27 protein-coding genes are annotated in these 25,579 nt (G+C 62.9%); 18 read left to right on the plus strand and 9 right to left on the minus strand.

The genetic code is table 11. The features are described from left to right. The first annotated feature begins 27 nt into the window (after positions 1 to 27). Both AB4Z43_RS25745 and AB4Z43_RS25750 read left to right on the plus strand, forming a co-directional pair. Complete coding sequence (locus tag AB4Z43_RS25745) at positions 28 to 942, plus strand: DUF2865 domain-containing protein (RefSeq protein WP_038650119.1); 915 nt, start codon at positions 28 to 30, stop codon at positions 940 to 942. A 119-nt stretch (positions 943 to 1,061) separates the two neighbouring features. Continuing rightward, entirely contained in the window at positions 1,062 to 1,298 is a 237-nt protein-coding gene (locus AB4Z43_RS25750; protein WP_038650115.1) for a hypothetical protein, read from the plus strand. A 29-nt stretch (positions 1,299 to 1,327) separates the two neighbouring features. On the opposite strand, the gene AB4Z43_RS25755 is transcribed toward AB4Z43_RS25750, so the two are convergent. Further along, on the minus strand, positions 1,328 to 1,657 hold the full coding sequence (locus AB4Z43_RS25755; RefSeq protein WP_223217849.1) for a hypothetical protein: 330 nt from the start codon (positions 1,655 to 1,657) through the stop codon (positions 1,328 to 1,330). 205 nt (positions 1,658 to 1,862) lie between these two features. Between AB4Z43_RS25755 and AB4Z43_RS25760 the strand changes: the two genes are divergently transcribed. The 7 genes from AB4Z43_RS25760 (at position 1,863) to phoB (ending at position 11,762) form a co-directional block, all read left to right on the plus strand. Next, on the plus strand, positions 1,863 to 6,035 hold the full coding sequence (locus AB4Z43_RS25760; RefSeq protein WP_441939438.1) for a PAS domain-containing protein: 4,173 nt from the start codon (positions 1,863 to 1,865) through the stop codon (positions 6,033 to 6,035). A gap of 524 nt (positions 6,036 to 6,559) precedes the next feature. Continuing rightward, on the plus strand, positions 6,560 to 7,615 hold the full coding sequence (gene pstS, locus AB4Z43_RS25765) for a phosphate ABC transporter substrate-binding protein PstS (protein ID WP_083246445.1): 1,056 nt from the start codon (positions 6,560 to 6,562) through the stop codon (positions 7,613 to 7,615). Between the two features lie 66 nt (positions 7,616 to 7,681). Beyond that, positions 7,682 to 8,665: a phosphate ABC transporter permease subunit PstC gene (gene pstC, locus AB4Z43_RS25770; protein WP_019861606.1), complete on the plus strand. Its 984-nt coding sequence runs from the start codon at positions 7,682 to 7,684 to the stop codon at positions 8,663 to 8,665. A gap of 3 nt (positions 8,666 to 8,668) precedes the next feature. Continuing rightward, entirely contained in the window at positions 8,669 to 9,520 is an 852-nt protein-coding gene (gene pstA, locus AB4Z43_RS25775) for a phosphate ABC transporter permease PstA (RefSeq protein ID WP_019861605.1), read from the plus strand. Then, complete coding sequence (gene pstB / locus AB4Z43_RS25780) at positions 9,517 to 10,320, plus strand: phosphate ABC transporter ATP-binding protein PstB (RefSeq protein ID WP_020629059.1); 804 nt, start codon at positions 9,517 to 9,519, stop codon at positions 10,318 to 10,320. Before pstA ends, pstB begins: the two co-directional genes overlap by 4 nt. Before the next feature lie 25 nt (positions 10,321 to 10,345). After that, positions 10,346 to 11,053, plus strand: coding sequence for a phosphate signaling complex protein PhoU (gene phoU, locus AB4Z43_RS25785; protein WP_441939441.1), 708 nt, complete (start codon positions 10,346 to 10,348; stop codon positions 11,051 to 11,053). A gap of 19 nt (positions 11,054 to 11,072) precedes the next feature. Next, complete coding sequence (phoB, locus tag AB4Z43_RS25790) at positions 11,073 to 11,762, plus strand: phosphate regulon transcriptional regulator PhoB (protein ID WP_010911896.1); 690 nt, start codon at positions 11,073 to 11,075, stop codon at positions 11,760 to 11,762. Between the two features lie 12 nt (positions 11,763 to 11,774). Here phoB and AB4Z43_RS25795 read toward each other — a convergent pair whose 3' ends face one another. Beyond that, positions 11,775 to 13,025, minus strand: coding sequence for an ROK family protein (locus tag AB4Z43_RS25795; protein WP_441939444.1), 1,251 nt, complete (start codon positions 13,023 to 13,025; stop codon positions 11,775 to 11,777). A gap of 274 nt (positions 13,026 to 13,299) precedes the next feature. On the opposite strand from AB4Z43_RS25795, the gene xylF reads away from it, so the two are divergent. The 4 genes from xylF to AB4Z43_RS25815 all read left to right on the plus strand — a co-directional run bounded on the left by xylF (position 13,300) and on the right by AB4Z43_RS25815 (position 18,446). Next, entirely contained in the window at positions 13,300 to 14,340 is a 1,041-nt protein-coding gene (xylF, locus tag AB4Z43_RS25800) for a D-xylose ABC transporter substrate-binding protein (RefSeq protein WP_441939446.1), read from the plus strand. Positions 14,341 to 14,485: 145 nt separating this feature from the next. After that, positions 14,486 to 15,817 (plus strand): sugar ABC transporter permease, encoded by a 1,332-nt coding sequence (locus tag AB4Z43_RS25805; RefSeq protein ID WP_441939448.1) that lies wholly within the window; start codon positions 14,486 to 14,488, stop codon positions 15,815 to 15,817. Positions 15,818 to 15,830: 13 nt separating this feature from the next. Continuing rightward, positions 15,831 to 16,655: an ATP-binding cassette domain-containing protein gene (locus tag AB4Z43_RS25810; protein WP_019861600.1), complete on the plus strand. Its 825-nt coding sequence runs from the start codon at positions 15,831 to 15,833 to the stop codon at positions 16,653 to 16,655. 150 nt (positions 16,656 to 16,805) lie between these two features. After that, a complete protein-coding gene (locus tag AB4Z43_RS25815; protein WP_441939450.1) occupies positions 16,806 to 18,446 on the plus strand; it encodes a CHASE domain-containing protein in 1,641 nt (546 codons plus the stop codon). A gap of 98 nt (positions 18,447 to 18,544) precedes the next feature. Here AB4Z43_RS25815 and AB4Z43_RS25820 read toward each other — a convergent pair whose 3' ends face one another. The 6 genes from AB4Z43_RS25820 to AB4Z43_RS25845 all read right to left on the minus strand — a co-directional run bounded on the left by AB4Z43_RS25820 (position 18,545) and on the right by AB4Z43_RS25845 (position 22,246). Further along, positions 18,545 to 18,790 carry a YMGG-like glycine zipper-containing protein gene (locus AB4Z43_RS25820; RefSeq protein WP_019861598.1) on the minus strand — a complete coding sequence of 82 codons (246 nt, stop codon included), beginning with the start codon at positions 18,788 to 18,790 and terminating at the stop codon, positions 18,545 to 18,547. Positions 18,791 to 18,873: 83 nt separating this feature from the next. Beyond that, entirely contained in the window at positions 18,874 to 19,200 is a 327-nt protein-coding gene (locus AB4Z43_RS25825; protein WP_027047471.1) for a hypothetical protein, read from the minus strand. A 129-nt stretch (positions 19,201 to 19,329) separates the two neighbouring features. Beyond that, positions 19,330 to 19,683 carry a hypothetical protein gene (locus AB4Z43_RS25830; protein WP_167470419.1) on the minus strand — a complete coding sequence of 118 codons (354 nt, stop codon included), beginning with the start codon at positions 19,681 to 19,683 and terminating at the stop codon, positions 19,330 to 19,332. 50 nt (positions 19,684 to 19,733) lie between these two features. Beyond that, positions 19,734 to 20,768, minus strand: a complete 1,035-nt coding sequence (locus AB4Z43_RS25835) for a sensor histidine kinase (RefSeq protein ID WP_441939453.1) — start codon at positions 20,766 to 20,768, stop codon at positions 19,734 to 19,736. 189 nt (positions 20,769 to 20,957) lie between these two features. After that, the gene (locus AB4Z43_RS25840; RefSeq protein WP_010911886.1) at positions 20,958 to 21,122 is read right to left on the minus strand and encodes a DUF1328 domain-containing protein; all 165 of its coding nucleotides are present in this window, start codon (positions 21,120 to 21,122) and stop codon (positions 20,958 to 20,960) included. Positions 21,123 to 21,451: 329 nt separating this feature from the next. Further along, positions 21,452 to 22,246, minus strand: coding sequence for a response regulator (locus AB4Z43_RS25845; RefSeq protein ID WP_010911885.1), 795 nt, complete (start codon positions 22,244 to 22,246; stop codon positions 21,452 to 21,454). Positions 22,247 to 22,469: 223 nt separating this feature from the next. Between AB4Z43_RS25845 and AB4Z43_RS25850 the strand changes: the two genes are divergently transcribed. Both AB4Z43_RS25850 and AB4Z43_RS25855 read left to right on the plus strand, forming a co-directional pair. Next, the gene (locus tag AB4Z43_RS25850; RefSeq protein ID WP_019861594.1) at positions 22,470 to 22,673 is read left to right on the plus strand and encodes a NepR family anti-sigma factor; all 204 of its coding nucleotides are present in this window, start codon (positions 22,470 to 22,472) and stop codon (positions 22,671 to 22,673) included. A 3-nt stretch (positions 22,674 to 22,676) separates the two neighbouring features. Beyond that, positions 22,677 to 23,228, plus strand: a complete 552-nt coding sequence (locus AB4Z43_RS25855; protein WP_019861593.1) for a sigma-70 family RNA polymerase sigma factor — start codon at positions 22,677 to 22,679, stop codon at positions 23,226 to 23,228. Between the two features lie 32 nt (positions 23,229 to 23,260). Here the strand turns inward: AB4Z43_RS25855 and AB4Z43_RS25860 are convergent, their stop codons facing one another. Continuing rightward, positions 23,261 to 23,581, minus strand: coding sequence for a response regulator (locus AB4Z43_RS25860; protein ID WP_051112925.1), 321 nt, complete (start codon positions 23,579 to 23,581; stop codon positions 23,261 to 23,263). A 208-nt stretch (positions 23,582 to 23,789) separates the two neighbouring features. On the opposite strand from AB4Z43_RS25860, the gene AB4Z43_RS25865 reads away from it, so the two are divergent. From AB4Z43_RS25865 to AB4Z43_RS25875, 3 genes are all read left to right on the plus strand, one after another. Continuing rightward, positions 23,790 to 24,551 (plus strand): Crp/Fnr family transcriptional regulator, encoded by a 762-nt coding sequence (locus tag AB4Z43_RS25865; RefSeq protein ID WP_038650091.1) that lies wholly within the window; start codon positions 23,790 to 23,792, stop codon positions 24,549 to 24,551. A 227-nt stretch (positions 24,552 to 24,778) separates the two neighbouring features. Further along, positions 24,779 to 25,105, plus strand: a complete 327-nt coding sequence (locus AB4Z43_RS25870) for a DUF883 family protein (RefSeq protein WP_019861589.1) — start codon at positions 24,779 to 24,781, stop codon at positions 25,103 to 25,105. A gap of 8 nt (positions 25,106 to 25,113) precedes the next feature. Continuing rightward, positions 25,114 to 25,572, plus strand: coding sequence for a hypothetical protein (locus AB4Z43_RS25875; RefSeq protein WP_019861588.1), 459 nt, complete (start codon positions 25,114 to 25,116; stop codon positions 25,570 to 25,572). Positions 25,573 to 25,579 lie beyond the last annotated feature (7 nt).

A 25,579-nucleotide genomic window follows, 5' to 3' on the forward strand; every position in this document is an offset into this window, starting at 1 on the left:
ATCAGCAGCAAGGACCATGTCGTCCCGATGATCCGTTTCTGGCTTCTCATGATGATCGCGCTGGTGACGGTGGCCGCCCTTGTGCTCGGCACGACGTCTTCCTACGCGGATAGTTGCAGCGCGATCAGAAGTCAGTTGCTTTCTGGCGGCCGCAGCAGCGGCGTGAGCCCCGAACTGGCGCAGTTGCGCCGTCAGCTTGCGGCGATCCAGGGCCTGGAGAGGCAGCGTCGGTGCACGGCGCAAAGTGCCGCGGGTGGCTTCTTCAATGCATGCGCCGACCTTGGCAGAAACCGGACGGAAGTGCAGCGCCGGATGGCCGCCGCGTCCAATTCCGGCCGGGACCTTTCAGGCCTGCAGGCACGCCTCGCGGCGCTTGGCTGCGGGGCAAAGGAGCAGCGCCAGGCGCCGAAAAGCCAATCCGCGCAGGCAGCGGCGGGGCCAACATATGCCGGCAATACGATGCTGTTTTGCGTGCGCCTGTCGGATGGATACTTTTTTCCCGCGCCCAAATCGCAATTCGCCGGCAGCGACGATGTCAGGGACATGGCCGATCAGTGCCGTTACATCTGCGATGACCCGGCCGTCGATCTCTACACGCTCAGCGACGCCAGTCTGGAAACCGAAAAGATGGTCGCGCTCGATACGCGCAAACCCTATATCGAACTGCCTTCGGCTTTTCGCTACCGTGACGATGCCAATTTCAAGGCCTGCGACGTCAAGCGCTATTACCGGCGGGTAGCCGAATTGAGGGCAAGGACGGTGACGCCCACAAACATGACCAATGCCATCATTCCGTTGCCGCAGCCAAAGCCGGATTTCGACAGTGTCGCGGCAATCCCGCAATCCGGCACCGAGGCCTCTGGGGCCGCTCAGTTGCAGTCGATCGAAGCCGGTACGCGGCCGGTGCGTGTGGTCGGCCCGGCCTTCTTTCCGGCTGAATGACCTCTCCTCTCTGGAATAACCGCCTGCAGCGTGCCGTCATGATGAAGCCGGCTATGGGACTCGTCTGGAACGGAGGGGCGCTCACGGCGTTGTGATCGACAACAGCCGGGAGAAACGCCATGGCTACGTTCAGGGAAATGCGGGTTCTGGAGATCGTCGAAAACGGCTCCCTGACCCGTGACGAGAAGGTCGCGGAACTGCGCGAGATCGAATCCGAGGCCCGCGGCCTGCAACGAGCCGCGTCGGAGAGTTCCATGGGTGATGATGACGGCTGGCAGGACGATCTGCGCCAGGTTCGCCTTGCGCTCGACAAGCTTGGCGCGAAGGAACCGAAGAAGGGCGCGGCATCGCTGTAAGGCTGCGGGGAGCTCTCCCCGAATTGAGCCTATTCGCAGACCATGCGAACGCGCTCGCCTGGTGCGCTCACGTTCCTGCATGCCAGTTGCTTTTCCGGGCCTGGCGGCGGGGGAGGCGGCGGTGAATATCGCGTCTGATGCCGTCTGTGCCCGGCAGGTTTCGAAACCCTGCGTTCGGCAAACTGTCCGGGCGGCTGCGGCGACGCCGGAAAGGCGCCGTTGTCGGCCGGCGGCACGTAGTCGACATTGGGTGGCGGCCGGTCCCAGAAGCGCCTGGCGTCGAGCGGCCGCGGGATGATGACCGTGCCGTCATAGCTGCGCGCACAGCCGCTGCCGAAAAGCAGCGCTACGCCCAGCAAGAAAGGCCCTATCCGTCGATACATTAGCAACACCCCTGCGCGGCTTATAACGCGGGCTTGGCCCGCCCGACAACCCGACGGACTAAAGCAGAAAGAGCATGCCGGTCGCGCCGTTAAGGTTAGCGGATCGTTAATGCTTCTCGGGCACATTCCGCCGACGAACCGCGGAGGGAGGGTTCGGCCTTGATTTTCGGGTGGGGACAGGATGGCGGAAGCGGACGAAGCAACCGGCGCGCGCGGCAAGCGTAGGCCTGAAAAGCCGGTGCATCGCGGCGACGCGCCGCCATGCGCGGACATGGATTCGCCCGACGCGCTTCGCCAACTGCTCGAGGCAGGCTCGGACTGGGTCTGGGAGACCGACGCCGAACTGCGCTTCTCCTGGCTCTCACCGACCTACCAGGCGGCCACAGGCATCGATCCGGCCGATGTGCTGGGCCGGTTCCGCTTCGATTTCCTCAACCAGGTCCTGAAGGGTAATCACAGCGCGACGGCGCATCTGGAGGATCTGCAGGCGCGCCGGCCGTTCCGCGACTTCGTCTATGAACTGAAGGGTGGCGGCGCCGACTGCCGCTGGGTGCTGACGTCAGGCTTCCCACGGTTCGACAACGAAGGAAAATTCGCCGGCTACCGCGGCATAGGCCGCAACGTCACCGCACTGGCCGGCGCCTTCGAAACCATGGAGCAAAACCCGTTGTCGGGCAGCGATCCCGACCGGCATCTTGCCGATCTCGAACGGACGATGGACGCCATGCACATGGGCGTCGTGCTGCTCGATGGCAAGCTCGACACGCTGATCGTCAACAAGGCCTATCGCGACCTGTCCAGCATTCCGGACGGCGCTGTGACCGTTGGCGCTCCGTTCAGCCAGTTGATGGAACTGAACCGCCGCAACGGCATCTATGGCGATATCGACGAACAGCAGTGGCAGCGCTACCTCGCCAGCCGTATCGAGGAGATTCGCGCCGGCTCCGTCGCGCCTCGCGAATTTGTCCATGCCAGCGGCAGGACGATGATGTTCTCGGTGACGGCGCTGTCCGGCGGCAAGCGGCTCTTGACCTACTATGAGGTCACCGAACTCAAGCGTCGCGATGCCGAGATCGAAGGCGCCAACGCCAAAATCGCCGAGACCTTCGTCAATCTCCGCACCATGGTCGATGAGATGCCGATCGGTGTTCTCGTGCTGGATGCCGATATGCGCGCCGAAGTCATCAATCGCGCCTTCTATGACTTCTGGAGGATCGATCCAGGCCGCGCCGGGATCGGCTCGGCCTTTCGCGAACTCATGGAAGCCAGCCGCGCCATTGATCCTTACGGCGCCGATGACGTCGCCTGGCAACGCCATACCGCCGAGCGCGAAGCCGAAATCAGGGCCGGTGTCGCCGGCTCAAGACAATTGCCGCACAATGACGGGCGCACACTTGTCGCATCGCTGGCGCCGCTGCACGGCGGCAAGCGGCTCATCTCCTATGTCGACGTCACCGACATGAAGGGGCGCGAGACCGAGGCACAAGATGCGCGCAAGCACCTCGCCAGCGTGCTGGAATCGCTGCCGGCCGGCGTCATCATCTACGACCGCGACGACAAGTTCGTCTTCGCCAACCGCAAGCTGCAGGACACGCTGCCGGCGCTGAAGCCCTTCTGGCAGCCTGGCTGCAGCTTCCGCGAGGCGTTGGAATTCGGCCAGTCGATCGGCTATTTCCGCTCGAGCGGCGATGCCGAGATCGACAAGCTGTACGGGGTCGAACCCGAACGCTGGCTCGACGGCATACTGGCCCGCTACCACCTGCCGAATTCTTCCTACGAGCGCCTCAATGCCGATGGGCGCTGGTACCAAGTCTATGACATGCGCACCGATGACGGAACGTTCATCGGCGTGCGCGTCGACATCACCGACATCAAGAGCCGCGAGGCGGCGCTGCGCGACTCGATGCGCCAGATCGATCTCTTCCGCCACGTCATGGACGAGTTGCCGGTGGCCGCCTTCATCAAGGCGCAGGACCTGAGCATCGAATTCGTCAACAAGGCCTGGTGCGCGCTGACAGGCATCGCCAAGGAAGACGTCATCGGCCGGACCGACCGTGAGCTGTTCGGCACACAAGACGCGGAAAGCTACAGCAATGACGACACCGAGGTCGTCGTAACCGGCAAGGGCCTCGAGGTCGAAGAGCCCGTCACCCATCGTGACGGCACCGTGCGACAGTTGATGACGCGCAAGAGCCGCCTGGTGGCGACCGACGGATCGGTGCATCTGGTCGGCTCCAGCACCGACATCACCGACGTCAAGGCGCGCGAGAAGGCTCTGGAAGAGAGCATGCGCGAGAACGAGGTGTTCCGCAGCCTGATCGACAATGTACCGGTGTCGATCTACGCCAAGCGTTCCGATCTCAGGCAGTTCTATGTCAACAAGGGCTGGTGCGATCTGACCGGCCTCAGCAGGGAAGACGCGATCGGCAAGACCGACATCGAGATTTTCGGGGAGGACGGCGAGGCTTTCGTGGCCGGCGATCTGGCCGTGCTGCGCACCGGCGACACCCAGGAGGTCGAGGAGACGGTGCGGCTTGCCGACGGCACCGTCAGGCATCAGTTCGCGCGCAAGGGTGCAATGATCGCGTCGGACGGTTCGCTCTACCTGATCGGATCGACCACCGACATCACGGAACTGAAGATGCGCGAGGCGGAGCTCAGCGAGGCGCGCCAGCGTGCCGTGCTCGCCGACCGCGCCAAGTCGGAATTCCTCGCCAATATGAGCCATGAGATCCGCACGCCGATGAACGGTGTGCTGGGCATGGCGGAACTTCTGGCCAAATCCAATCTCGATCCCAAGCAGAAGACGTTCACCGACATCATCGTCAAGTCGGGCAACGCGCTGTTGACCATCATCAACGACATCCTGGATTTTTCCAAGATCGATGCCGGCCAGATGGTGCTCGATCCGGCGCCCTTCAACCTTGCCGAGGCGATCGAGGACGTGGCGACGCTGGTGTCGACACGCGCCAAGGAAAAGGATCTCGAACTCATCGTGCGTGTCGAGCCGAGGCTCGAAAACCTGTTCGTCGGCGATGTCGGCCGCATCCGGCAGATCGTCACCAACCTGGTCGGCAATGCGGTGAAATTCACCGACGAAGGCCATGTGCTGGTCGACGTGACCGGTGAGAGGGTTCCGACCGGAACCAGGCTGACGATCTCGGTCACCGACACCGGGATCGGCATCCCCGAGGAAAAACTGAAGCTGGTGTTCGAAAAATTCAGCCAGGTCGACACCTCCTCGACACGGCGGCATGAGGGCACCGGGCTTGGCCTTGCCATCACCTCACGGCTGGTCGAACTGATGGGCGGCACCATCGGCGTCGAGAGCGCCGAGGGCAAGGGCTCGACCTTCTGGTTCACCGTGACGCTGCCCACGGCCGGACAGAGCGGGCAGCGCATCATGCCGGTGGACGTGACGGGCGCACGCGTGCTGATCGTCGACGACAATGCCGTCAACCGGGCCATCCTGACCGAGCAGATGACTTCCTGGACGTTCGATTCCTGCGCGGCCGAAAGCGGCGCGGAGGGCCTCAAGGTGCTGATCGCGGCCGCCGCCTATGGCGTGCGTGTGGATTGCGTCGTGCTCGACTACCAGATGCCCGAGATGAGCGGCGCCGAAATGGCGCGCATCGTGCGCAGCACCGAAGGCCTCGCGGACACGCCCATCATCATGCTGACCTCGGTCGACCAGTCGCTCGCCAACACAAGCTACCGCGATCTCGGCATCGATGCCCAGCTGATCAAGCCGGCACGCTCCTCGGTGCTCCTGGAGACGCTGGTGGCGACCATCCAGCGCCATCGCCACGCCACGGACAGCCAGGCCATCCAGCCGCTTGCAGCCGAAAGGCCTGATGCTCCCCAGCCGCAGCCGCTGGCGCTGTCCGAACAACGCGCGCAATTGCAGCCGCCGCCGGTTCGGCCCCGGCTGCCCGCCACTGGCGGTGATGGACACAGGCTGGACATACTGGTGGCCGAGGACAATGAGGTGAACCAGATGGTCTTCACCCAGATCCTTGGCGAGACCGGCCATAGTTTCGAGATCGTCGGCAATGGCCGTAAGGCGCTCGACGCATTCGGCAAGCTCAATCCGTGCATGATCCTGATGGATGTCTCGATGCCGGAGATGAGCGGGCTCGAGGCGACCGCCGCCATCCGCCAGATGGAGCAGGAAACAGGCATGCATGTGCCGATCGTTGGCGTGACCGCGCATGCGCTCAAGGGCGATCGCGAACGCTGCCTGGAGGCGGGCATGGACGACTATCTGCCCAAGCCGATCAGCCCCAGGGCCCTGCTGGAGAAAGTCGAGCGCTGGCTCGGCGCCGGGCGCCAGGTCCAGCGCAACGCGGGATAGCAGGGCGTCGCCCGGTTCCAAGAGCCAAGCCGAGGGAATCAATCGCGGATTCTGCTGCTACCCCTGCGTGCAATGCCTATGGTGCGATCGCACCATACCAAAGGCGGTGCCGACCCGGGACAATGGCAAAATCGAATTCCGCCCTTGCAGTTACGGGCGGGAGCAGCGACCGCCGGCAACAAACAGCGTCAACCTACCCCAACGGACCTGTTTTTGGCGATGGCCCGGCCATGACACGCTCTGGCCTTGAGCAACGCGCTCCCGTCCGGATTTTCTTCATCCGACAAAGCCCCGTCGAATCCGGCGGCGGCTCCGGCCGGTGGATGGCTCAAGTCCCTGATTCCGGGCGCAAACTCGGATCAGGCCACGGCCATCCGACGCGACTGCTTTTTGCAGTGCCGGCGACGCGTTACCGGGCTGACACGAAACTGTCATGCGACTGTAATAATCCAAGGCTATTGGCCTCAGCGGGCGCTGGTTAGCAATGGCGCCGAGAGACCATCTTCCGAACAGGAGCAGGCCACATGAGACATTTCATCCGCTCGGCGGCCGTTGCGATCGCAATGGCTACAGCGTCTACCTTCACCCTTTCCGCAGCCATCGCAGCTGACCTTTCCGGCGCTGGTTCGACCTTCATCTATCCGGTGTTCGCCAAGTGGGCCGACACCTACAAGAAGGACACCGGCATCGGCCTCAACTATCAGTCGATCGGTTCGGGCGGCGGCATCAAGCAGGTCATCGCCAAGACCGTGACCTTCGGCGCCACCGACAAGCCGATGTCCGACGCCGATCTGGAAAAGAACGGCCTCGTGCAGTTCCCGATGGTGATGGGCGGCATCGTGCCGATCGTCAACCTGACCGGCGTCAAGCCGGGCGAACTCGTCCTCGACGGCAAGACGCTCGCCCAGATCTATCTCGGCGCCATCACCACCTGGGACGATGCCGCGATCAAGGCGCTGAACCCCGGCCTCACCCTGCCGTCGACCGCGATCGCCGTCGTGCATCGTTCGGACGGTTCGGGCACCACCTTCAACTTCACCAACTATCTGGTGAAGCTCTCGCCCGACTGGAAGGACAAGGTCGGTTCGGACACCGCCGTCGAATGGCCGACGGGCGTCGGCGCCAAGGGCAGCGAAGGCGTTGCCAACACCGTCAAGCAGACGGACGGCGGCATCGGCTACGTCGAATATGCCTATGCCAAGCAGAACAACCTGTCCTATTCCAAGATGCTGAATGCAGCCGGCAAGGTCGTCGAGCCGTCGCTCGAATCCTTCGGCGCGGCCGCTTCGAATGCGGACTTCAAGGGCGCCAAGAACTTCAACGTCATCATCACCAACGAGCCCGGCGACACCACCTGGCCGATCGCGGCCTCGACCTGGGTCCTGATCCACAAGGCTCCGGATGATGCCGCTGCCACTGGCGAAGCCCTGAAGTTCTTTGCCTGGGCCTACAAGGACGGCAAGGAAACCGCCAAGGCGCTCGACTATGTCTCGATCCCCGACAGCGTCGTCGACCTGATCAAGGCTTCGTGGAAGGCCGACATCCAGGCCGGCGGCAAGCCCGTCTACGTTGGCGAGTAACATCCTCCAAAGGAGCGCCGCGCCCGCGGCGCTCCTTTTCCTTCAACTGAAAGAGCCGAGCTTGACATGAGCGCTGTCCAGGAAGCCTTGCCAGCCGTTAGAAGTTCGCGCGATGCCACCGTTCGACGGTTCGCGCTGACCGACGCAATCTTCCATGCGACAACCCGCGCCGCCGCGATATTGGTGCTGGTTCTGCTCGGCGGCGTTGCGATCTCGCTGTTTGCCGGTTCCTGGCAAGCCCTGTCGACCTTCGGCTTTTCCTTTCTGACCAGCGAAAGCTGGAACCCGGTGACGGAGAAGTTCGGCGCCCTGGCACCGATCTACGGCACCATCATTACCTCGGCCATCGCCATCCTGATCGCCGTGCCGCTCGGTATCGGCATTGCAATCTTCCTCACCGAGCTTTGCCCACGCCCGCTGCGGCGTCCGATCGGCATGGCGGTTGAACTGCTGGCCGGCATCCCTTCGATCATCTACGGCATCTGGGGCCTGTTCGTGCTGGCGCCGTTCCTGCAGACGACGGTGCAGCCCTTCATCATCAGCGTGTTCCACGGCATTCCCGGCCTCAACGGCCTGTTCGCGGGCCCTCCTTATGGCATCGGCCTGCTGACCTCGGCGATGATCCTGGCCATCATGATCCTGCCGTTCATCACCTCGATCACCAAGGACGTCTTCGATACGGTGCCGTCGGTGCTCAAGGAATCGGCCTATGGCATCGGCTGCACGACCTGGGAGGTCACGCGCCGGGTCGTCATTCCCTACACTCGCATCGGCATCATGGGCGGCATCATGCTCGCTCTCGGCCGCGCGCTCGGTGAAACGATGGCGGTGACCTTCGTCATCGGCAACGCGCACCGCATCTCGACGTCGCTGTTTGCGCCGGCAACGACCATCTCGGCGACCATCGCCAACGAATTCACCGAAGCGGTCGGCGATCTCTACACCTCCTCGCTGGTCGCGCTCGGCCTTATCCTGTTCGTTATCACCTTCCTGATCCTTGCCATCGCCCGCTACATGCTGATGCGCATCGACGCCCGCACGGGAGCCTGACCGATGTCGACAGCCGCATCGCTTCACCAAAGCCGCAAGCGCAAGAATGGCGTGATGATGACGCTGTGCGTCATCTCTGCCGGCATAGGCCTTGCCTGGCTGGCGCTGATCCTTGGCGCCTTGCTCTACAAGGGCCTGGCCGGCGTCTCCCTCTCGGTCTTCACGGAAATGACGCCACCGCCCGGCGACGCCGGCGGCCTGCTCAACGCCATCTACGGCAGCATCGTGATGACCATCATCGGCATCATCGTCGGCACGCCGATCGGCGTGCTGGCCGGTACCTATATGGCCGAATATGGCCGCTTCTCGAAGCTCACCACGGTGGTGCGCTTCATCAACGACATCCTGCTGTCGGCGCCGTCGATCATCATCGGCCTGTTCGTCTATGAGCTTATGGTGCGGCCGATGGGCCATTTCTCGGCGATCGCCGGTGCCGTAGCACTCGCCATCCTGGTCATCCCCGTCGTCGTGCGCACCACCGAGGACATGCTCAACCTGGTGCCCAACGCCTTGCGCGAAGCCGGCACCGCGATCGGCGCGCCGCGCTGGGTGGTCATCCGCTCGGTTGCCTATCGCGCCGCGCTTTCGGGCATCGTCACCGGCATATTGCTGGCCATCGCCCGCATCTCCGGCGAGACCGCACCGCTTCTTTTCACGGCGCTGAACAACCAGTTCTGGTCGAGCAATCTCAACGCGCCGATGGCCAGCCTGCCTGTCACCATCTTCCAGTTCGCTCTCAGCCCCTATGAGGAATGGCAGCAGCTGGCCTGGACCGGTGCACTCATAATCACATTGACGGTTCTCGCGCTCAGCATCTTTGCGCGCAGCCTGACCGGACGCAGAGAGGACAAATGAGCCAGATGTTGTCTCCAGACATGACGATCGCCGCCGAGGCGGTGACCAAGGCCAAGATCGAGGTCAAGAACCTCAACTTCTACTACGGCCAGTCGAAGGCGCTGAAGGATATCACGCTGTCGCTGCCCGAGCGCAGCGTCACCGCCTTCATCGGCCCGTCGGGTTGCGGAAAGTCGACGCTGCTGCGCGTCTTCAACCGCATCTACGAGCTTTATCCCAAGCAGACCGCGGAGGGCCAGGTGCTGCTCGACGGCCAGAACATCCTCGACCGTTCGCAGGATCTCAACCTGCTGCGCACCAAGATCGGCATGGTGTTCCAGAAGCCGACGCCGTTCCCGATGTCGATCTACGAGAACATCGCTTTCGGCGTCAGGCTCTACGAGAAGATCAGCAAGGCCGAGATGGACGGCCGTGTCGAGCAGGCGCTCAAGCGCGCGGCGCTGTGGACCGAGGTCAAGGATAAGCTCAATGCCAGCGGCCTCAGCCTGTCGGGCGGCCAGCAGCAGCGGCTGTGCATCGCCCGCACCGTGGCGGTGAAGCCGGAGGTGATCCTGCTCGACGAGCCGGCCTCGGCGCTTGACCCGCTGTCGACCGCCAAGATTGAGGAGCTGATCGACGAGCTGCAGGCCGACTACACGATCGTCATCGTCACCCACAACATGCAGCAGGCGGCGCGCGTCTCGAAGCAGACCGCCTTCATGTATCTGGGCGAACTGGTCGAGTTCGACCGCACCGAGAAGATCTTCACGTCGCCTCGCGAGAAGCGCACGCAAGACTACATCACCGGCCGCTTCGGCTGATCGCACGCATACGAGGACCAGGATCATGGCCGAACACACAGTCGCAGCCTTCGACGAGGATCTCGGACAGATCAGCAGGCTGATCAGCGACATGGGCGATCTCGCCGGCTCGATGGTCGGCGGCGCCACCAAGGCACTGCTGAACTCCGACAATGCTCTCGCTCAGCGCGTCGTCTCCGACGACGCCATCATGGATGCGCGCCAGCGCGAACTCGACGACCGCGCCATCACGCTGATCGCCAAGCGCCAGCCGATGGCCGACGACCTGCGCCATGTCGTCGGCTCGATCCGCATGGCCGGCGACCTCGAACGCATTGGCGACCTTGCCAAGAACATCGCCAAGCGCGTCGGCACTGTCGGCCTCAGCGCCACGCCGCGCGACCTGTCGCATTCCATCGACGCCATGGCGCAGCTGGTGTTGATCCAGGTGCAGGGTGTGATCGAGGAGTATGCGGCGCGCGATGCCGCGGCACTGGCGATGCTGCGCGCCGACGACGAGCGCATCGACGTCAAATACACCTCCGTCTTCCGCGAATTGCTGACCTATATGATGGAAGACCCGCGCAACATCACGGCTTGCACGCATCTGTTGTTTTGCGCCAAGAATCTCGAACGCATCGGCGACCATGTGACCAACATCGCCGAGAATGCGTACTATGTCCTGACCGGCACGCAACTGCCCGCCAACCGTCCAAAACAGGACGAGACGGCGATGTCGGCGCCGGCGGCCTGAGCGCAGGGGTAATCAATCGATGATCGCACCACGCATCATGGTGGTGGAGGACGAGGAGCCGCTCGGCGTGCTCCTCCGCTACAATCTGGAATCGGAGGGTTACCAGGTCGAGGTGGTGACCCGCGGCGACGAAGCCGAAATCCGCCTGCAGGAGAACGTGCCCGACCTCCTTGTGCTCGACTGGATGGTGCCGGCGGTGTCCGGCATCGAACTCTGCCGGCGCCTGCGAATGCGGCCCGAGACCGAGCGGCTGCCGATCATCATGCTGACCGCCCGGGGCGAGGAAAGCGACCGTGTACGTGGGCTCTCCACCGGCGCCGACGACTATCTGGTCAAGCCGTTCTCGACGCCGGAATTCATGGCCCGCGTCAAGGCGCTGCTGCGCCGCGCCAAGCCGGAAGTGCTGTCCAGCGTGCTCAAGGTCGGCGATATCGTGCTCGACCGTGAATCGCACCGGGTCTACCGCAAGAAGAGCGAGATCCGGCTCGGGCCGACCGAATTCCGCCTGCTCGAATTCATGATGCGGCACCCCGGGCGCGTGTTCTCGCGCAGCCAACTGCTCGACAATGTCTGGGGCGAGACGATCTACATCGACGAGCGCACCGTGGACGTGCATGTCGGCCGGTTGCGCAAGGCGGTCAACAATGGCCGCATGCCGGATGTCATCCGCACCATCCGTGGGGCGGGCTACGCGATCCGCGAGGATTGAGCACAACCTGACTCAGGCGACGTTTTTCTTCGCGGCAGGGCCTGCTTTCGTTTGCACGCCGGGCGCGAAAATCTCCTGGTCGACGAAGGTCAGCGCGCGCATGGCACAGCCTTCGCGGATCAGCGGCAGTTCGTTCGGCTCGGTGTCGAAGGAGATCGATTTCGAGTGCTGGCCGCCGGCGGTCTGGGCGATGGCCTCGCGCAATGCCGGCTCGATCAGGTCGAAGGCAGCGGCGCTGACGCCGACCATGGCGACGGGCGCGGGATCGATCAGCGCAAACAGGCTGCCGAGGCCGTAGCCGAGTGCCTCCCCGGCCCTGCGGTAGGCTTCGCGCTCGGGCCCGTCCCGTTCCCGTGCCGTCGCGGCCAGCGCCCGCATCTGCGCGTCGCTGACATCGGCCACCGGCTCGGTGTCCTCGCCGAGCTGCCTGGCGTTGCGCCAGATGGCGTAATTGCCGGCATAGGCCTCGACACAGCCGCGCCGCCCGCAGCGGCAGAGCGCGCCGCCCGGCCGGTGGATCATGTGGCCGAATTCGCCGCCTGAGGAATGGGTGCCAGTGAACAACTCGCCCTTCAGCACCAGCCCCATGCCGATGCCGTGCGAAAGCAGGATGGCGATGAAGTCGTCACGGTAGCGCTCGGGATCGCGCCAGCGCAGCGCCACCGCCATCATGTTGCAGTCGTTTTCCATGGTGGCGGGGATACCGAACTCGGCTTCGAGTATGTCTGCGAAGGCGATGTCGGTCTGCGGTGTGATCGGCGACCACAGCATCGCCCGGGCCTCGGTGTCGGTGATGCCCTGGATCGCCAGCGCGATGCGGGCGACGCTGCGTACGTCGATGTCGGGATCGTCGAGGCGCCGCCGCACTATGGCCACGCACTCGCCGATCAGCGCCTCGCGCGACATGGTCAGCGTGTCCAGCCGGCGCTGTTCCTCCGATATCACCTGGCCGGCATAGTCGATGACTGCGACCCATAGGAAATTCAGCGACAGCACCACGGTCATCACAGCCGCGGCCTCCGGATTGAGGCCGAGGCCGACCTGCGGCCTGCCGCGTTTCAGCGCGCCGGCCTCGCTCGGCTTGCCCTCGGCCAGGATGCCTTCACCGATCAGGTCGGAGGAAATCGCCGATATGGTCGAATGGCTGAGGCCGGTGGTCGCTGCGATCTCGGTGCGCGAGGGCCGGCCGGCCCGGCGCACGGCCGCGATCACCATCGCGCGGTTGCGCCGGCGCAGATCGTCGTGGCGGATTCCGACCGACATGTTTTTTCACATCCTCCCGGTCGCCGCGGTTCTTCCGGTCCTCCCTCGAACGCTGCCGGCGACACGGTCAAATACTGGCAGAAGCGGCCTGTGCTGTCATTTATTTATTGCGAAGCTCGAAAAAAATTCAGAGGGACATCAAAATCCATCAGAATCGTTGTTGACAGCGTTCCGGTGTTGGATCAGTGTTTTTTCGAGGCTCGAAAAAATAGGGCCTTTGTGCCGGCCTTAGGGCCAGTTTGGTCGCGCCATACGCGGCGCAGGGAGGAATATCATGAAGAGATTCACAGCCGCCATCCTGGCGGGTGTCGCCATGTCGCTGACGCTTGCGTCGGTCGCGCAGGCGAAGGACAAGGTCATCGGCGTTTCGTGGTCCAACTTCCAGGAAGAGCGCTGGAAGACCGACGAGGCCGCCATGAAGAAGGCGATCGAGGCCGCCGGCGACAAGTACATTTCCGCCGATGCGCAGTCCAATCCTGGCAAGCAGCTTACCGATGTCGAGAGCCTGATCTCGCAGGGCGCCAATTCGCTGATCATCCTGGCCCAGGATGCCTCGGCCATCGGCCCGGCCGTGCAGAAGGCGCTGGACGAAGGCATTCCGGTCGTCGGCTATGACCGCCTGATCGAGAACAAGGACGTCTTCTACCTGACCTTCGACAACAAGGAAGTCGGCCGCTTGCAGGCCAGCGCGGTGTTCAAGGCCAAGCCGGAAGGCAACTATGTCTTCATCAAGGGCTCGGGCGCCGATCCGAACGCCGACTTCCTGTTCGCGGGCTCGATGGAAGTGCTCAAGGCTGCCATCGACAGCGGCAAGATCAAGAATGTCGGCGAGGCCTATACAGATGGCTGGCTGCCCGCCAACGCCCAGAAGAACATGGAGCAGTTCCTGACCGCCAACGACAACAAGGTCGACGCGGTCGTCGCGGCCAATGACGGCACCGCCGGCGGCGTCGTCGCGGCGCTGACGGCGCAGGGTCTTGCCGGCACCGTGCCGGTTTCGGGTCAGGACGGCGACCATGCCGCGCTGAACCGCATCGCGCTTGGCACCCAGACCGTGTCGGTGTGGAAGGACGCGCGCGAACTCGGCAAGAACGCCGCCGAGATCGCCTCGCAGCTGGCCGACGGCAAGAAGATGACCGACATCGCCGGTGTGAAGGACTTCACGACGCCCGGCAGCAACACCGTCAAGTCGCTGTTCCTGACCCCGGTGGCCATCACCAAGGACAATCTCAACGTCGTCATCGACGCCGGCTGGATCAAGAAGGACGAAGTCTGCGCGGGTGTCGCCGCCGGCAGCGTCGCCGCCTGCAACTAAAACGGCGCAATACCGTTCGATATCGACGCCGCGGCCCAAAAGCCGCGGCGTTTCTCAAGGGGCTTCCCGCTTCAAATGACCGCGGAAAGCAAATAGCATCCATGTTCGGTACCCGCGCCAGACGGTAAACCGGTGGGAGGATAGCATGACCGACACGACCTCTACTCAACCGGTCGGCAGCACTACAGCGGACAAGGCGCGTGCATCCGAACTCAGCGCCGTCGGACGGTTCCTCAAGGCTACCGAGCTCGATACGCGCATGCTCGGCATGGTCGGTGCACTGCTGGTCATCTGGGTCGGCATCCATATCCTGTCGGGCGGGCTTTTCCTGACACCGCGCAATCTGTGGAACCTGTCGGTGCAGACCTCGTCGGTCGCGATCATGGCGACCGGCATGGTGCTGGTCATCGTCATGCGCAACATCGACCTCTCGGTTGGATCCGTCGAAGGCGTGATCGGCATGATCATGGGCGTGGCGCAGGCTGACTTCCTCATCCGCGTCGTCGGTTTCCAGCTTGGAAACCCCTGGCTCTGGATCATCGCGCTGGCGGCTGGCGTGGCGCTTGGTCTCCTGATCGGCGCGTTCCAGGGCTTCATCATCGCCTATATGGAGGTTCCGGCCTTCATCGTGACGCTGGGCGGCCTGCTGGTCTGGCGCGGCATGGCATGGCTGATCACCAGCGGGCGCACGGTCGCGCCGCTCGACACGACTTTCCAGCTGATGGGCGGCGGACCACGCGGCTCGATCGGCGCCACCGCCAGCTGGATCGTCGGTGTCGTCGCCTGCGTGGCGGTCGCCTTCATGCTGCTCAATGGCAGGTCGCAGCGCAAGCGGTTCCACTTTCCGCTGCGCCCTGTCTGGGCCGAGACCTTGCTTGGCGTGGTTGCCTGCGCCGCTATCCTTGGCGCCGTCTGGATCGCCAATTCCTATCCATGGCCGATCGGCATCGTGCGCCAGTATGCCCAGCAGAACGGCATTACCGTTCCCGAAGGCGGGCTGTACATCGCGCATGGCATTGCCATACCGGTGCTGATGGCGGTGGCCGTCGGCATCATCATGACCTTCATCACCAAGCGCACGCGTTTCGGCCGCTACGTCTTCGCTATTGGCGGCAATCCGGAGGCGGCCGAACTAGCCGGCATCAACACCCGCTGGGTGACCATGAAGGTGTTCATGATCATGGGCGTGCTGGCGGCGGTCAGCGCGGCGATCTCGTCGGCCCGGCTCAACGCGTCGACCAATGCGCTGGGCACGCTGGACGAGCTTCTGGTCATCGCCGCCGCCGTAATCGGCGGCACGTCGCTCGCCGGCGGTTCCGGCACCGTGATGGGCGCCATGCTGGGCGCGCTTCTGATGCAGTCATTGCAGTCGGGCATGGTGCTGCTCGGCATCGACTCGCCGCTGCAGAGCATTGTCGTCGGCGCCGTGCTGGTCATCGCGGTGTGGCTCGACACCGTCTATCGCAAGCGGGTTTAGGGGAGAAACGATCATGGCCGACAAAATCGCTCCCGCAACTGCCCCCACAACTGCGGCCCCTGGCACGCCGCTGATCGACATGCGCAACATCTCGATCGCCTTTGGCGGCATCCGCGCCGTCGACGATGCCTCGATCGATCTTTTCCCCGGCGAGGTCGTGGCGCTGCTCGGCCATAACGGCGCCGGCAAATCGACGCTGATCAAGATCCTGTCAGGCGCCTACAAGCGCGATGCCGGCCAGATATTCGTCAATGGCGAGGAGGCTTCGATCTCCAACCCGCGCGACGCCAAGAAATACGGCATCGAGACCATCTACCAGACGCTCGCCTTGGCCGACAACGTCGACGCCGCCGCCAATCTGTTCCTCGGCCGCGAGCTGATGACCGGCTGGGGCACGCTCGACGACGTTGCCATGGAGGCCGAGGCCCGCAAGGTGATGGGCCGGCTCAATCCGCGCTTCCAGCGCTTCAAGGAGCCGGTGATCAAGCTGTCGGGCGGCCAGCGCCAGTCGGTGGCGATCGCGCGCGCGATCCTGTTCAACGCCCGCATCCTGATCATGGACGAGCCGACGGCAGCCCTTGGTCCGCAGGAGACGGCGCAGGTCGGCGAACTGGTCAAACAGCTAAAATCCGATGGTATCGGCATCTTCCTGATCAGCCATGACATCCACGACGTCTTCGAGCTGGCCGACCGGGTCTGCGTGATGAAGAACGGCCAGGTCGTCGGCACCGCGCGCACCACCGATGTTACCCAGGACGAAGTGCTCGGCATGATCATCCTGGGCAAATGTCCTCCGGGCGCCATCCCGGGGCCGGGCGCGCTGAAGATCGCCGCCTGAGGCCTGCCGACCGCCCGAAATGCGCTGATCGGCATGGCCGGTTGCCGCTCACGTGATATGCCAGTGATCGCGATGGCTTGGCCTTGCCATTGTGTTGGCCTGACGACTTGCCCATAAAGGTCCGGTATTGCTCATGGACCGCATCATCCGTTGAAGAAACTTTTTCCAATCGTTGCGTTCATCGCCGTAGCGCTGATCAGCATGACCATGGCGGGGTTCGCCTATTTCGCGACGCAGGAAGCCTCCCGCATCAAGTTCGAAGCGGCGGCCGACGACGCGCTCAACCGGATCGAGAGCCGTATCGATCTGCATTTGTCGCTGCTGCGGTCGACACAGGCCCTGTTCGACGCCCGCAATGGAGATATCTCCCACAGCGAGTTCAAGGCGTTTTTCAACGCGCTGGACATCGACAACAATTTCGCCGGCCTGCGGGGCATCGGATTCCTCAGGCTCGTCAAGACGGGGGATGAGGCGGCGGCCGAACGAGACATCCTGCACGATTTCGGCGCCAGCCATCCGATCTATCCGGAGACGACGCAGCCCTGGCGCACGCCCATCATGCTCTTCGAGCCGCTGGATCCGTCCAACCAGACGGGCATCGGCTACGACATGTTCAGCGAACGAGTGCGGCGCGCGGCGATCGAGCAGGCGATGGCCGACGACAAGCAGCACGCGAGCGGACTGGTGCAACTGGGCCAGGGCACAGGCGCGACACAGACCTTCCCCGGCTTCCTGGTTTTCGTGCGGCTCAACGTCGAAACCGCGCCGGAGGTCATCAACGCATCGCGATCCTCGACCGCGGGCTTTCTTTATGCGGCCTTCCGGGCGCGGGACCTGTTCCAGATCGCGCTCAGCCGCGCGCCGCTGCTGCCGGTCAACACCGAGATCTATGACGGTGCGGTGAACGGCGACAATCTCTTGTTCCGGTCGGAGACGCCGCCGGCCTCCGCCTTTGGCGACCGGCTGCTGGTCACCCGCAAGCTCACTGTGGCCGGCCGCCCGTGGACGGTGCTGTTCCGGCCGACCAGCGCCTTCTCGCAGCCGTCTTCGCGCGCCATCCCTGTGATGCTGGGGCTGTTCGGCCTGCTCGCGGCGGGCGCCATCGCGCTGGTGGCGCGCTATCAGGAGCGCGCCTATGAGGCGGCCTCGCGCCTGCACGAGACGACCGAAAAGAGCCTGCTCGAAAAGGACCTGATGCTGCAGGAGATGAAGCATCGCATCAAGAATTCGATCACCCGGGTGCTGGCGATCGCGCGGCAGACGGCGTCGCGGGCGACCGACGTCAACGAGTTTTCGGCGTCTTTTTCGGCCAGGCTGCAGGCGATGGCAGCCTCCCAGGACATGCTGACGCGCTCGCGCTGGCAGAAGGCCGATCTCGCCGACCTCCTGCGCATCGAGCTTGGCCAGGTGTTCGGCAAAGACCTGCCCGAGGGGTTGTTGTCGGGACCGGAGGTGCTGCTCGACGAGACCACGACGCAGGCGCTTGGCTTGACCTTCCATGAGCTGGCGACCAATGCGCTGAAATATGGCGAAGCCGGCAATTCCGCCAATTCGCTCAGGAGCGACTGGGCGCTCAAGGTCGAGTGGTCTGTGGAAGGGCGCGGGCGGGAGCGGACACTGGCGCTGAACTGGCGGGAGGCCGGGAAGAAAAAAGTCGAGGCGCCGGCCGAGACCGGATTCGGCACCAAGCTGATCGACCTCAACGTCACGCGCGAACTGCGCGGCACGATCAAGCGCGATTTTCAGGCCGACGGTCTGAAGGTGGAAATCAAAATTCCGCTGACAGGCTGAGACGAATATTCAGGCCGACAGCAAATGGCACGCCCATACGTGCAAAATCCGGAGGCCGGCGAACCGGCCTCCGGATCGAAGTTTCAACTATCGCCGAATCAGTTGCAGCGGGCCGTGTAGATCCGGCCGCGATGATCGCGATACTGGCAATAACCATTGCGCAGGTTGCGCACCAGCAGGCCGGACCCGGCACCGACAGCTGCACCGATCAGCGCGCCCTTGCCGCCGCCGACCAGACCGCCGATACCGGCGCCAATCAAGCCGCCGCCAACCACGTCCTGCTCGGTCGAGGTGCAGCCGCTGAGAGCGGCAACCGCAACCATGGCAATAATCATCTTCCGCATAGAGTCACTCCTCACTTTGTGTCCACACTTTGGTAAGCTCCAGCAGCCATTTAGCATGAAATGACGGCCTTTGCTGCGCGAATTTATTCTTGGCTAAGATAGTCTTTTTCTGGGCGCGCCGCATTCGATGCCATGACAAGGCTGGAAATGGCAAGAGAGGCGTCGAGGCTGCCGTCGGGAAGCACCTTCCAGACGACCTGGTCGTAGTCATCCTCAAGTGCTGGATCGACAGCGAGACATCTGGCGACGATGTGCTGCGCCTGCCCCTGCACGTCGCCCATGGCAAACGGTCGTTCGGCGGTGCATTCGTCGGCGGTTTCGAAAATGCTCACCGGCACCTGCAGCTCACGACAATCGGTCATCGAGTTGCTGCAGCCGATGACAAGCAACAATGCAGCGATGTGTTCCATGGCGACATGTCCTCTCGCCTCAACAACGGCCCGTATCGGCCAAAAGTTCCTGAGCGGTCGGGGTGACATGCGAATAATGCCGGCGCTGAACCGGTTAACAGCGCGCACTGTTGCCAGCAGGGGATTCGGTCAGGTCAGCTGGAACATAGCGATGAGGAGAATTGTCGAGGCCGCCGCCAGGACGATGCCCCACAGCAATGTGTGATGCGGCGAGCTAAGCGGTTCCGCGGATGCTTCGTGATCCTGGAATTCGCCCATCGAAACACGGGCAGCCTGTTCCAGTCTGTTCATGTCGGCGACCGCCAAGCATTCCTCCCACACCGTGCCGCAACCCAGCGGATTGCAGCGGCATCTGGGAAAAACAGCATCCGCCCTTATGGTGAACAGCCGGTTAAGGATCGTTGATTGCGGCCAGAGCCGGATGATTTCTGGTCGGATCGACCTGAAATCTGAATCCGCCTCTAAATCAAAGAGATAGCGCAAGATCTCTGGGCAAACGGTCTCCCTTTGTCCAGACATCACGCTCTAGTCGTTCACTGCGTCTCGAAATTGCTGTGTGGGACGACAAGACGGTATTCAAGGCGGCCGTCCGCGATGTCGAGGCTTGCGGTTCCGCTCAGGGATGCCGGCACCACCCGCTCCAGCGCGACGCTGCCGAAACGCTTTTGGCTCCCTCGGCCGCCATTGGTTCCTATCGCTTCGGCCCATGTCAGCGAGAGTGTGACCTCGCCAGGGGCGATGATGTCGAGATTGGCGGTCACTTCGACGAATCCATCCGGCCGGGACAGGGCGCCGTAGCTGACCGAGTTGACGGCGAGTTCATGCATCGCCAGGCCGATATGCAGCGCGGCATTGGGATTGAGATAGGGGTTGGCGCCCCGGAGGCGAAGGCTATGCGATGTGTTCGTGCCATAGCGGCCGACCTGGCTCGTCACCAATTCATGAAGGGCCGCACCTCGCCAGTTGGAGGATGTCACCAGATCCTGGGAGGAGGAGAGCGACTGCAGCCGGCCGCGAAAGCGCGTGAGGAAGTCGCCGATGCCGTCGGAATAGCGACCGGTCTGCGTCGCGATGCTCTGGATGATCGCCAGCAGATTCTTCGAGCGGTGGCTGACCTCGCGCAGCAGCGTCGTCAGCGTCTGTTCGCGCCGCTTCTGCTCGGTCGTCTCGACCATGGTGGTGACGACTCCTTGCACGTCGCCGGCGTCGCCGCGGTCGGCATCGACCCAGACCTGGAACCAGCGTACGCCGTTTTCGACAGGAACACTGATCTCAAGGCGCTCCGGGTTGCCGGTGGCGACCACTTCGCGCTTGGCGGTGCTGATGCGGTCGGCCTGCGCCATAGGCAGGATGCCATTGCCGTCGGAGTTGTCTGAAATCCAGGGCGCGCGCATGTTGCGGGCCCAGACCGTTTTCATGTCGCGATCCTGATAGAGGACGGAAATGCCGGCATTGTGCAGTGCGTGAAGAAGAGCCCGGCCAAGCTGCATGCCACTTTCGGCCGGATGCATGGCGATAACTTCGTCGCTCCGTGCGTCTTCCGTCTTATCTGCAGTCCTGGAACGCATCGGTCGATCTGTCCACCCAACTCACGCTGAACGGCTCACTATGAAATGGGTTCCCAAATGAAGTTTCCGAGGAGCCATCCCCCCAAAAACGGTCCGCCGGACGGTCTCCTTTGAAGGATACCGCCCGGCGGTGGCTGGAAACCGTTTGAGGGGTGCGGCTTCCAGTGTTCGCTCGGAGAAGCGTTCGCCTCACGCCCGTCTAAACAGGCCGGCCAGGAGCGAAATGACCAGGAAGGCGAGAAAGATGAAGAACAATATCTGCGCTATGCCGGCGGATGTACCGGCGATGCCGCCGAAACCAAGCGCGCCGGCGATAATCGCCACAACGAGAAATACGAGCGCCCAGTAAAGCATGGTTCATCTCCTTCCGAATGCTGCAGGGAAAACGTGGGTGGGTGCGGTTTGTTCCACCCTTTGCCGAAAAAGGCGATGCTTGCAAACCGTTAGAGCAACTCCAGGAAAAGTGTGAACGATTTTCCCGGGAAAGCGCGTAGCGCGTTCCTTTGGGAATTGCGTCAAAACAACAACTTAGATCAGCTCGACGTTTCCCTGACACGGTGAACTGCTCGAGGCAAAGCGCCTCGAAATTCGCGACGGATGGGTCCGGTTTGGCAAAAAAACCGCCCGACGCATTCGCATCGGGCGGCCTTTGGGTTTGGCTTTCCCGGCTGGAAAGCAGCGACTTATGCGGCGGCCTTCGCCTGACGATCGAAGAACAGCGCCTGGCTGATCAGTGCCTTGACCATGTCGGGATTGAACGGCTTGGTCACCAGGAAGGCCGGTTCGGGGCGTTCGCCGGTCAGGAGGCGTTCGGGAAAGGCAGTGATGAAGATCACCGGCACAGAGGTTGACGAAAGGATCTCGTTGACCGCCTCGATGCCCGAACTGCCGTCGGCGAGCTGGATGTCGGCCAGCACCATCTTCGGCCGCGTCTTGCCGAACATCGTCACCGCTTCGGCGTGCGTGCGCGCGGTTCCAACGACACGATGGCCGAGGCTCTCGACCATCTCCTCTATGTCCATGGCGATCAGCGGTTCGTCCTCGATGATGAGCACATCGGTCGCCACCTGGCGGGAAATCTCGTTGCTTGCCTGGGCAAGCAGCTCGGAGAATTGCTGGTCGCCGACGTCGAGGATCTCGGCTGCCTCGTCCTCGCTGAAACCCTCGACGGCAACCAGCAGGAAGGCCTGGCGCGGAAGGGGCGCGATGGCGTTGAGATTGGCGGCGGCGCGCTGTTCCCACGCCGATTGGGCCTGCTCCTGCGGCACGCGGATGGCGACGGACGTGAAAAGTTTGGCGAAGACCTTGTACAGAGCGATACGGTCGCTCGATGCATCGGGGAAGATGTCGACATCGGCGATGATGGCCTCAAGCATCGCAGCGACCAGCGCGTCGCCGCTCTCTTGCGATCCCGAGACGGCGCGCGAGAAGCGGCGCAGGAACGGCAGGTGCGGTGCGATGGTAGCGGATAAACTCATGATAAGACGTCTCCCTCAGTATGACGCGATTGCCCGGATTGCAGGTCAAGCTGATTGCAAGCCCCACTAATACAACGCGGGTTTTCTCAAAAAGTTCCGGCCGATATGGAACGAAAAGCCGATAACGGCGTTTTGCGGTCGGGATGGGCAACCAGACGAGGGAGCCGCTTGCCTTGTGTCGAGTTGAGTATGAGCGGCCTAGTGCTGGGAATATAAGGGCGAAATGAAGGATATGACGAAAGATATTTTGGCTGGCGCCGAGGGCAGGCGCCGGAACGGCGTCGGTGACCCGCTCGGGGCCAACTCCGAAATCGGGCGCAAACTCAAACAATATTATGACGAGCTGGTCTCTGACGATGTGCCGGATCGCTTTGCCCAGCTGCTCAGCCAGCTGGAACAGGCCGAACCCGCACAGAAGAAGGACTGAGCCATGCCAGCGGTCTCCCAAGGCTTCAAGACCGATCTGCTTGGGGCAATCCCGAGCTTGCGGGCCTTTGCCGTGTCGTTGACGCAGAATGCCGACAAGGCCGACGACCTCGTTCAGGAAACGCTGGTCAAGGCCTGGGACAAGCATGAGAGCTTCCAGCCCGGCACCAACCTCAAGGCATGGCTTTTCACCATCCTGCGCAATGAATTCTATTCGCAAATGCGCAAACGCGGCCGCGAAGTGCAGGACAGCGACGGCATCATGACGGCCAGGCTCGCGGTGCATCCGGCCCAGCACGGCCAACTCGATCTCAAGGACTTTCGTGGCGCTCTCGAGCAGTTGCCGGAAGATCAGCGCGAGGCCATCATCCTCATCGGCGCATCGGGCTTTTCTTATGAGGAGGCCGCTGAAATCTGCGGTTGCGCGGTCGGAACGATCAAGAGCCGCGTCAGCAGGGCGCGCACGCGCCTGCAGGAGATTCTCAAGATTTCCGGCGAGGACGAATACGGTCCCGATGCGATCTCGGCCCAGGTCACGGGGACTGCGGCGCATTGACGTGAGATCCGGGTAGCGGACCCGGATCGATCTCACCCCGGAGATCCGCGTCCATAGGCCAGCGCCACCGCTTCGACGAGATCTTCGCCCGAATAAGGCTTGGTGACGAGCTTCACCCCTGGAAAGGATGCCTTGATCTCGTCCGCATCGGAATAGCCGGAGGCAAACACGAAAGGCACGCCTGTCTCACGCAGGCCGGCGGCGAATTCGAGCGTCGAGGTGCCGCCCAGCATCAGATCGACGATGGCCGCGTCGAATTGCGTTGCCACCTTTCGGCCATCGATCTCGGCCAGGTCGCGGGCAACCACCACCTCGCCGGCGCCGTGGTCGCGGCAGAGCTGCTCGACATCCATGGCGATGAGGAATTCGTCCTCGAGGACGAGAATTCGCAATCCGTCAAGCAAATTGGGCACGGTAGTGGCTCCTTGAAACGCCGGGAGTCATGATCGCAATTCGGCGCGCTGTCATTTAAAAAAGACATGGCCCTAGCGCGGAACTCCGATCCTGGCAAAACGTTTTAGACATACCTGCTGACCGGCAGGCTTTCGAAGAGGGGTCGAAATGCCAGGCCAGAATGGGCGCTCCCTATCCAGTCGACAATATCCTTGCGAGAAGTGCCCTTTGCGGCCATTGCCGGTTTTCCGCGAGTTCGAAAAGCAGGAGTTGGCCTTCATCAGTACCTTCAAGAAAGGGGAACTGGCGGTCGACAAGGGCGCCACGGTCATCGTGGAAGGAAGCCACAGCGCTCATCTCTACACGGTACTGACCGGCTGGGCGTTCCGTTACAAGCTGTTGCCGGACGGTCGCCGGCAGATCCTCAACTATCTCATGCCCGGCGATCTCATCGGCCTGCAAGGCAGCGTCATGGGGGAAATGCAGCATTCCGTCGAGGCCCTGTCGCCAATGCTGCTTTGCGTCTTCGAGCGCGACAGTCTGCATGAACTCTACCGCAACCATCCTGGTCTCGCCTACGACATCACCTGGATCGCGTCACGCGAGGAACGCATGCTGGACGAGAACCTGCTCAGTGTCGGCCGCCGCAGCGCGATCGAGCGCGCCGCCTATCTGATTGCCTTCATCGGCAGCCGTGCCAAGGTCGTGGGGCTGAACGGCAAGCAATCCATCCAGATTCCGATCACGCAACAACATATCGCCGACACGCTCGGCCTTTCGCTGGTTCACACCAACAAGACGATCCGCAAGCTGATGGATCGCAAGCTGATTCTCTGGCGCGATGGTGGTTGCGAGGTGGTCGATGCGGAAGGGCTCAAGCAACTCGCCGGCTGGGAAGGGCTGGGCGAGGGGCGTCGCCCGCTGATCTGAGACGCGTTTCTGGCCATGGATTGGCGATTGGTGCGCATGCGCACGTTTTCGGCTAGAGCAGTTCACTGTTTCACGGAAATAGCGAACTGCTCTATCTCTATGTTTTGACGCAACTCCGGACGGAAAACCGTTTCACACTTTTCCTAGAGTTGCTCTAGTTTGTCCCAATGCCGGAACCTTGAGGCGCAAGGCGCGTTTGAAATCGAGCAATCACAAGGAGTTAAGCAATGGCAACCGCCGCAGGAAAGAGCGCCAACGAGGCGCGGGCGAATTCGGACCTCGAAGCCGACATCAGGCAGTTGAAGGCGGATATCGACAAGCTCACCAAGCAGTTGGCCAAAACCGGCGAACACGGCTATGGCACTGCCCGCCGCGCGGCCACCGAGGGCGTTGAGCAATTGCGCGCGCAGGGCGAAGCGGCCTTCGACAGCCTGCGCGGCAGTGCCAAGGACATCGAGGCGCAGTTGCTGGCAAATGTCCGCGAGAAGCCGGTGACGTCGCTGGCGATCGCCGCCGGCGTCGGCTTCCTCTTCGCGCTGCTCGCACGTCGCTAGTTCCCCAAATGGGACTGTTGGCATCCCTGCTCTCGGGTTTCGCCTCGGGTGAAACCGTGGCCGCCATACGTCGCGCACGTACGGCGGCCATCGTCTATGCGATTGCCGCTTTGGCGGCATTGTGCGGTCTCGGCTTCCTGGTCGGGGCAGGCTATATCTGGGCCGCCGTCCGCTATGGATCGTTCGCCGCCGCGCTTGGCTTCGGTGTCGGTTTTCTGGTGATCGCCGGGCTCGTTCTCCTGGTCCATCGTTTGATGTCGGGCGCCCGTGCCCGCCGCGAGGCAAGGCGGCGCAGTGCTGACATGAAGGCGATCGGCATCACGGCCGCCCTCGCCGTGCTGCCGACCTTGCTCAAGGGAAAAGGTGGCCTCGGTGTCATTCTAGGGCCGGCCCTGGCGCTCGCCGCCTATGCCATCTACCGCGAGAACGTGAAGCCCGACGATCCGGATGATGGGGAGGGGAAATAACGCCCCG

Source organism: Mesorhizobium sp. 2RAF45, assembly GCF_052115225.1.
Classification (GTDB): Bacteria; Pseudomonadota; Alphaproteobacteria; order Rhizobiales; family Rhizobiaceae; genus Mesorhizobium; species Mesorhizobium jarvisii.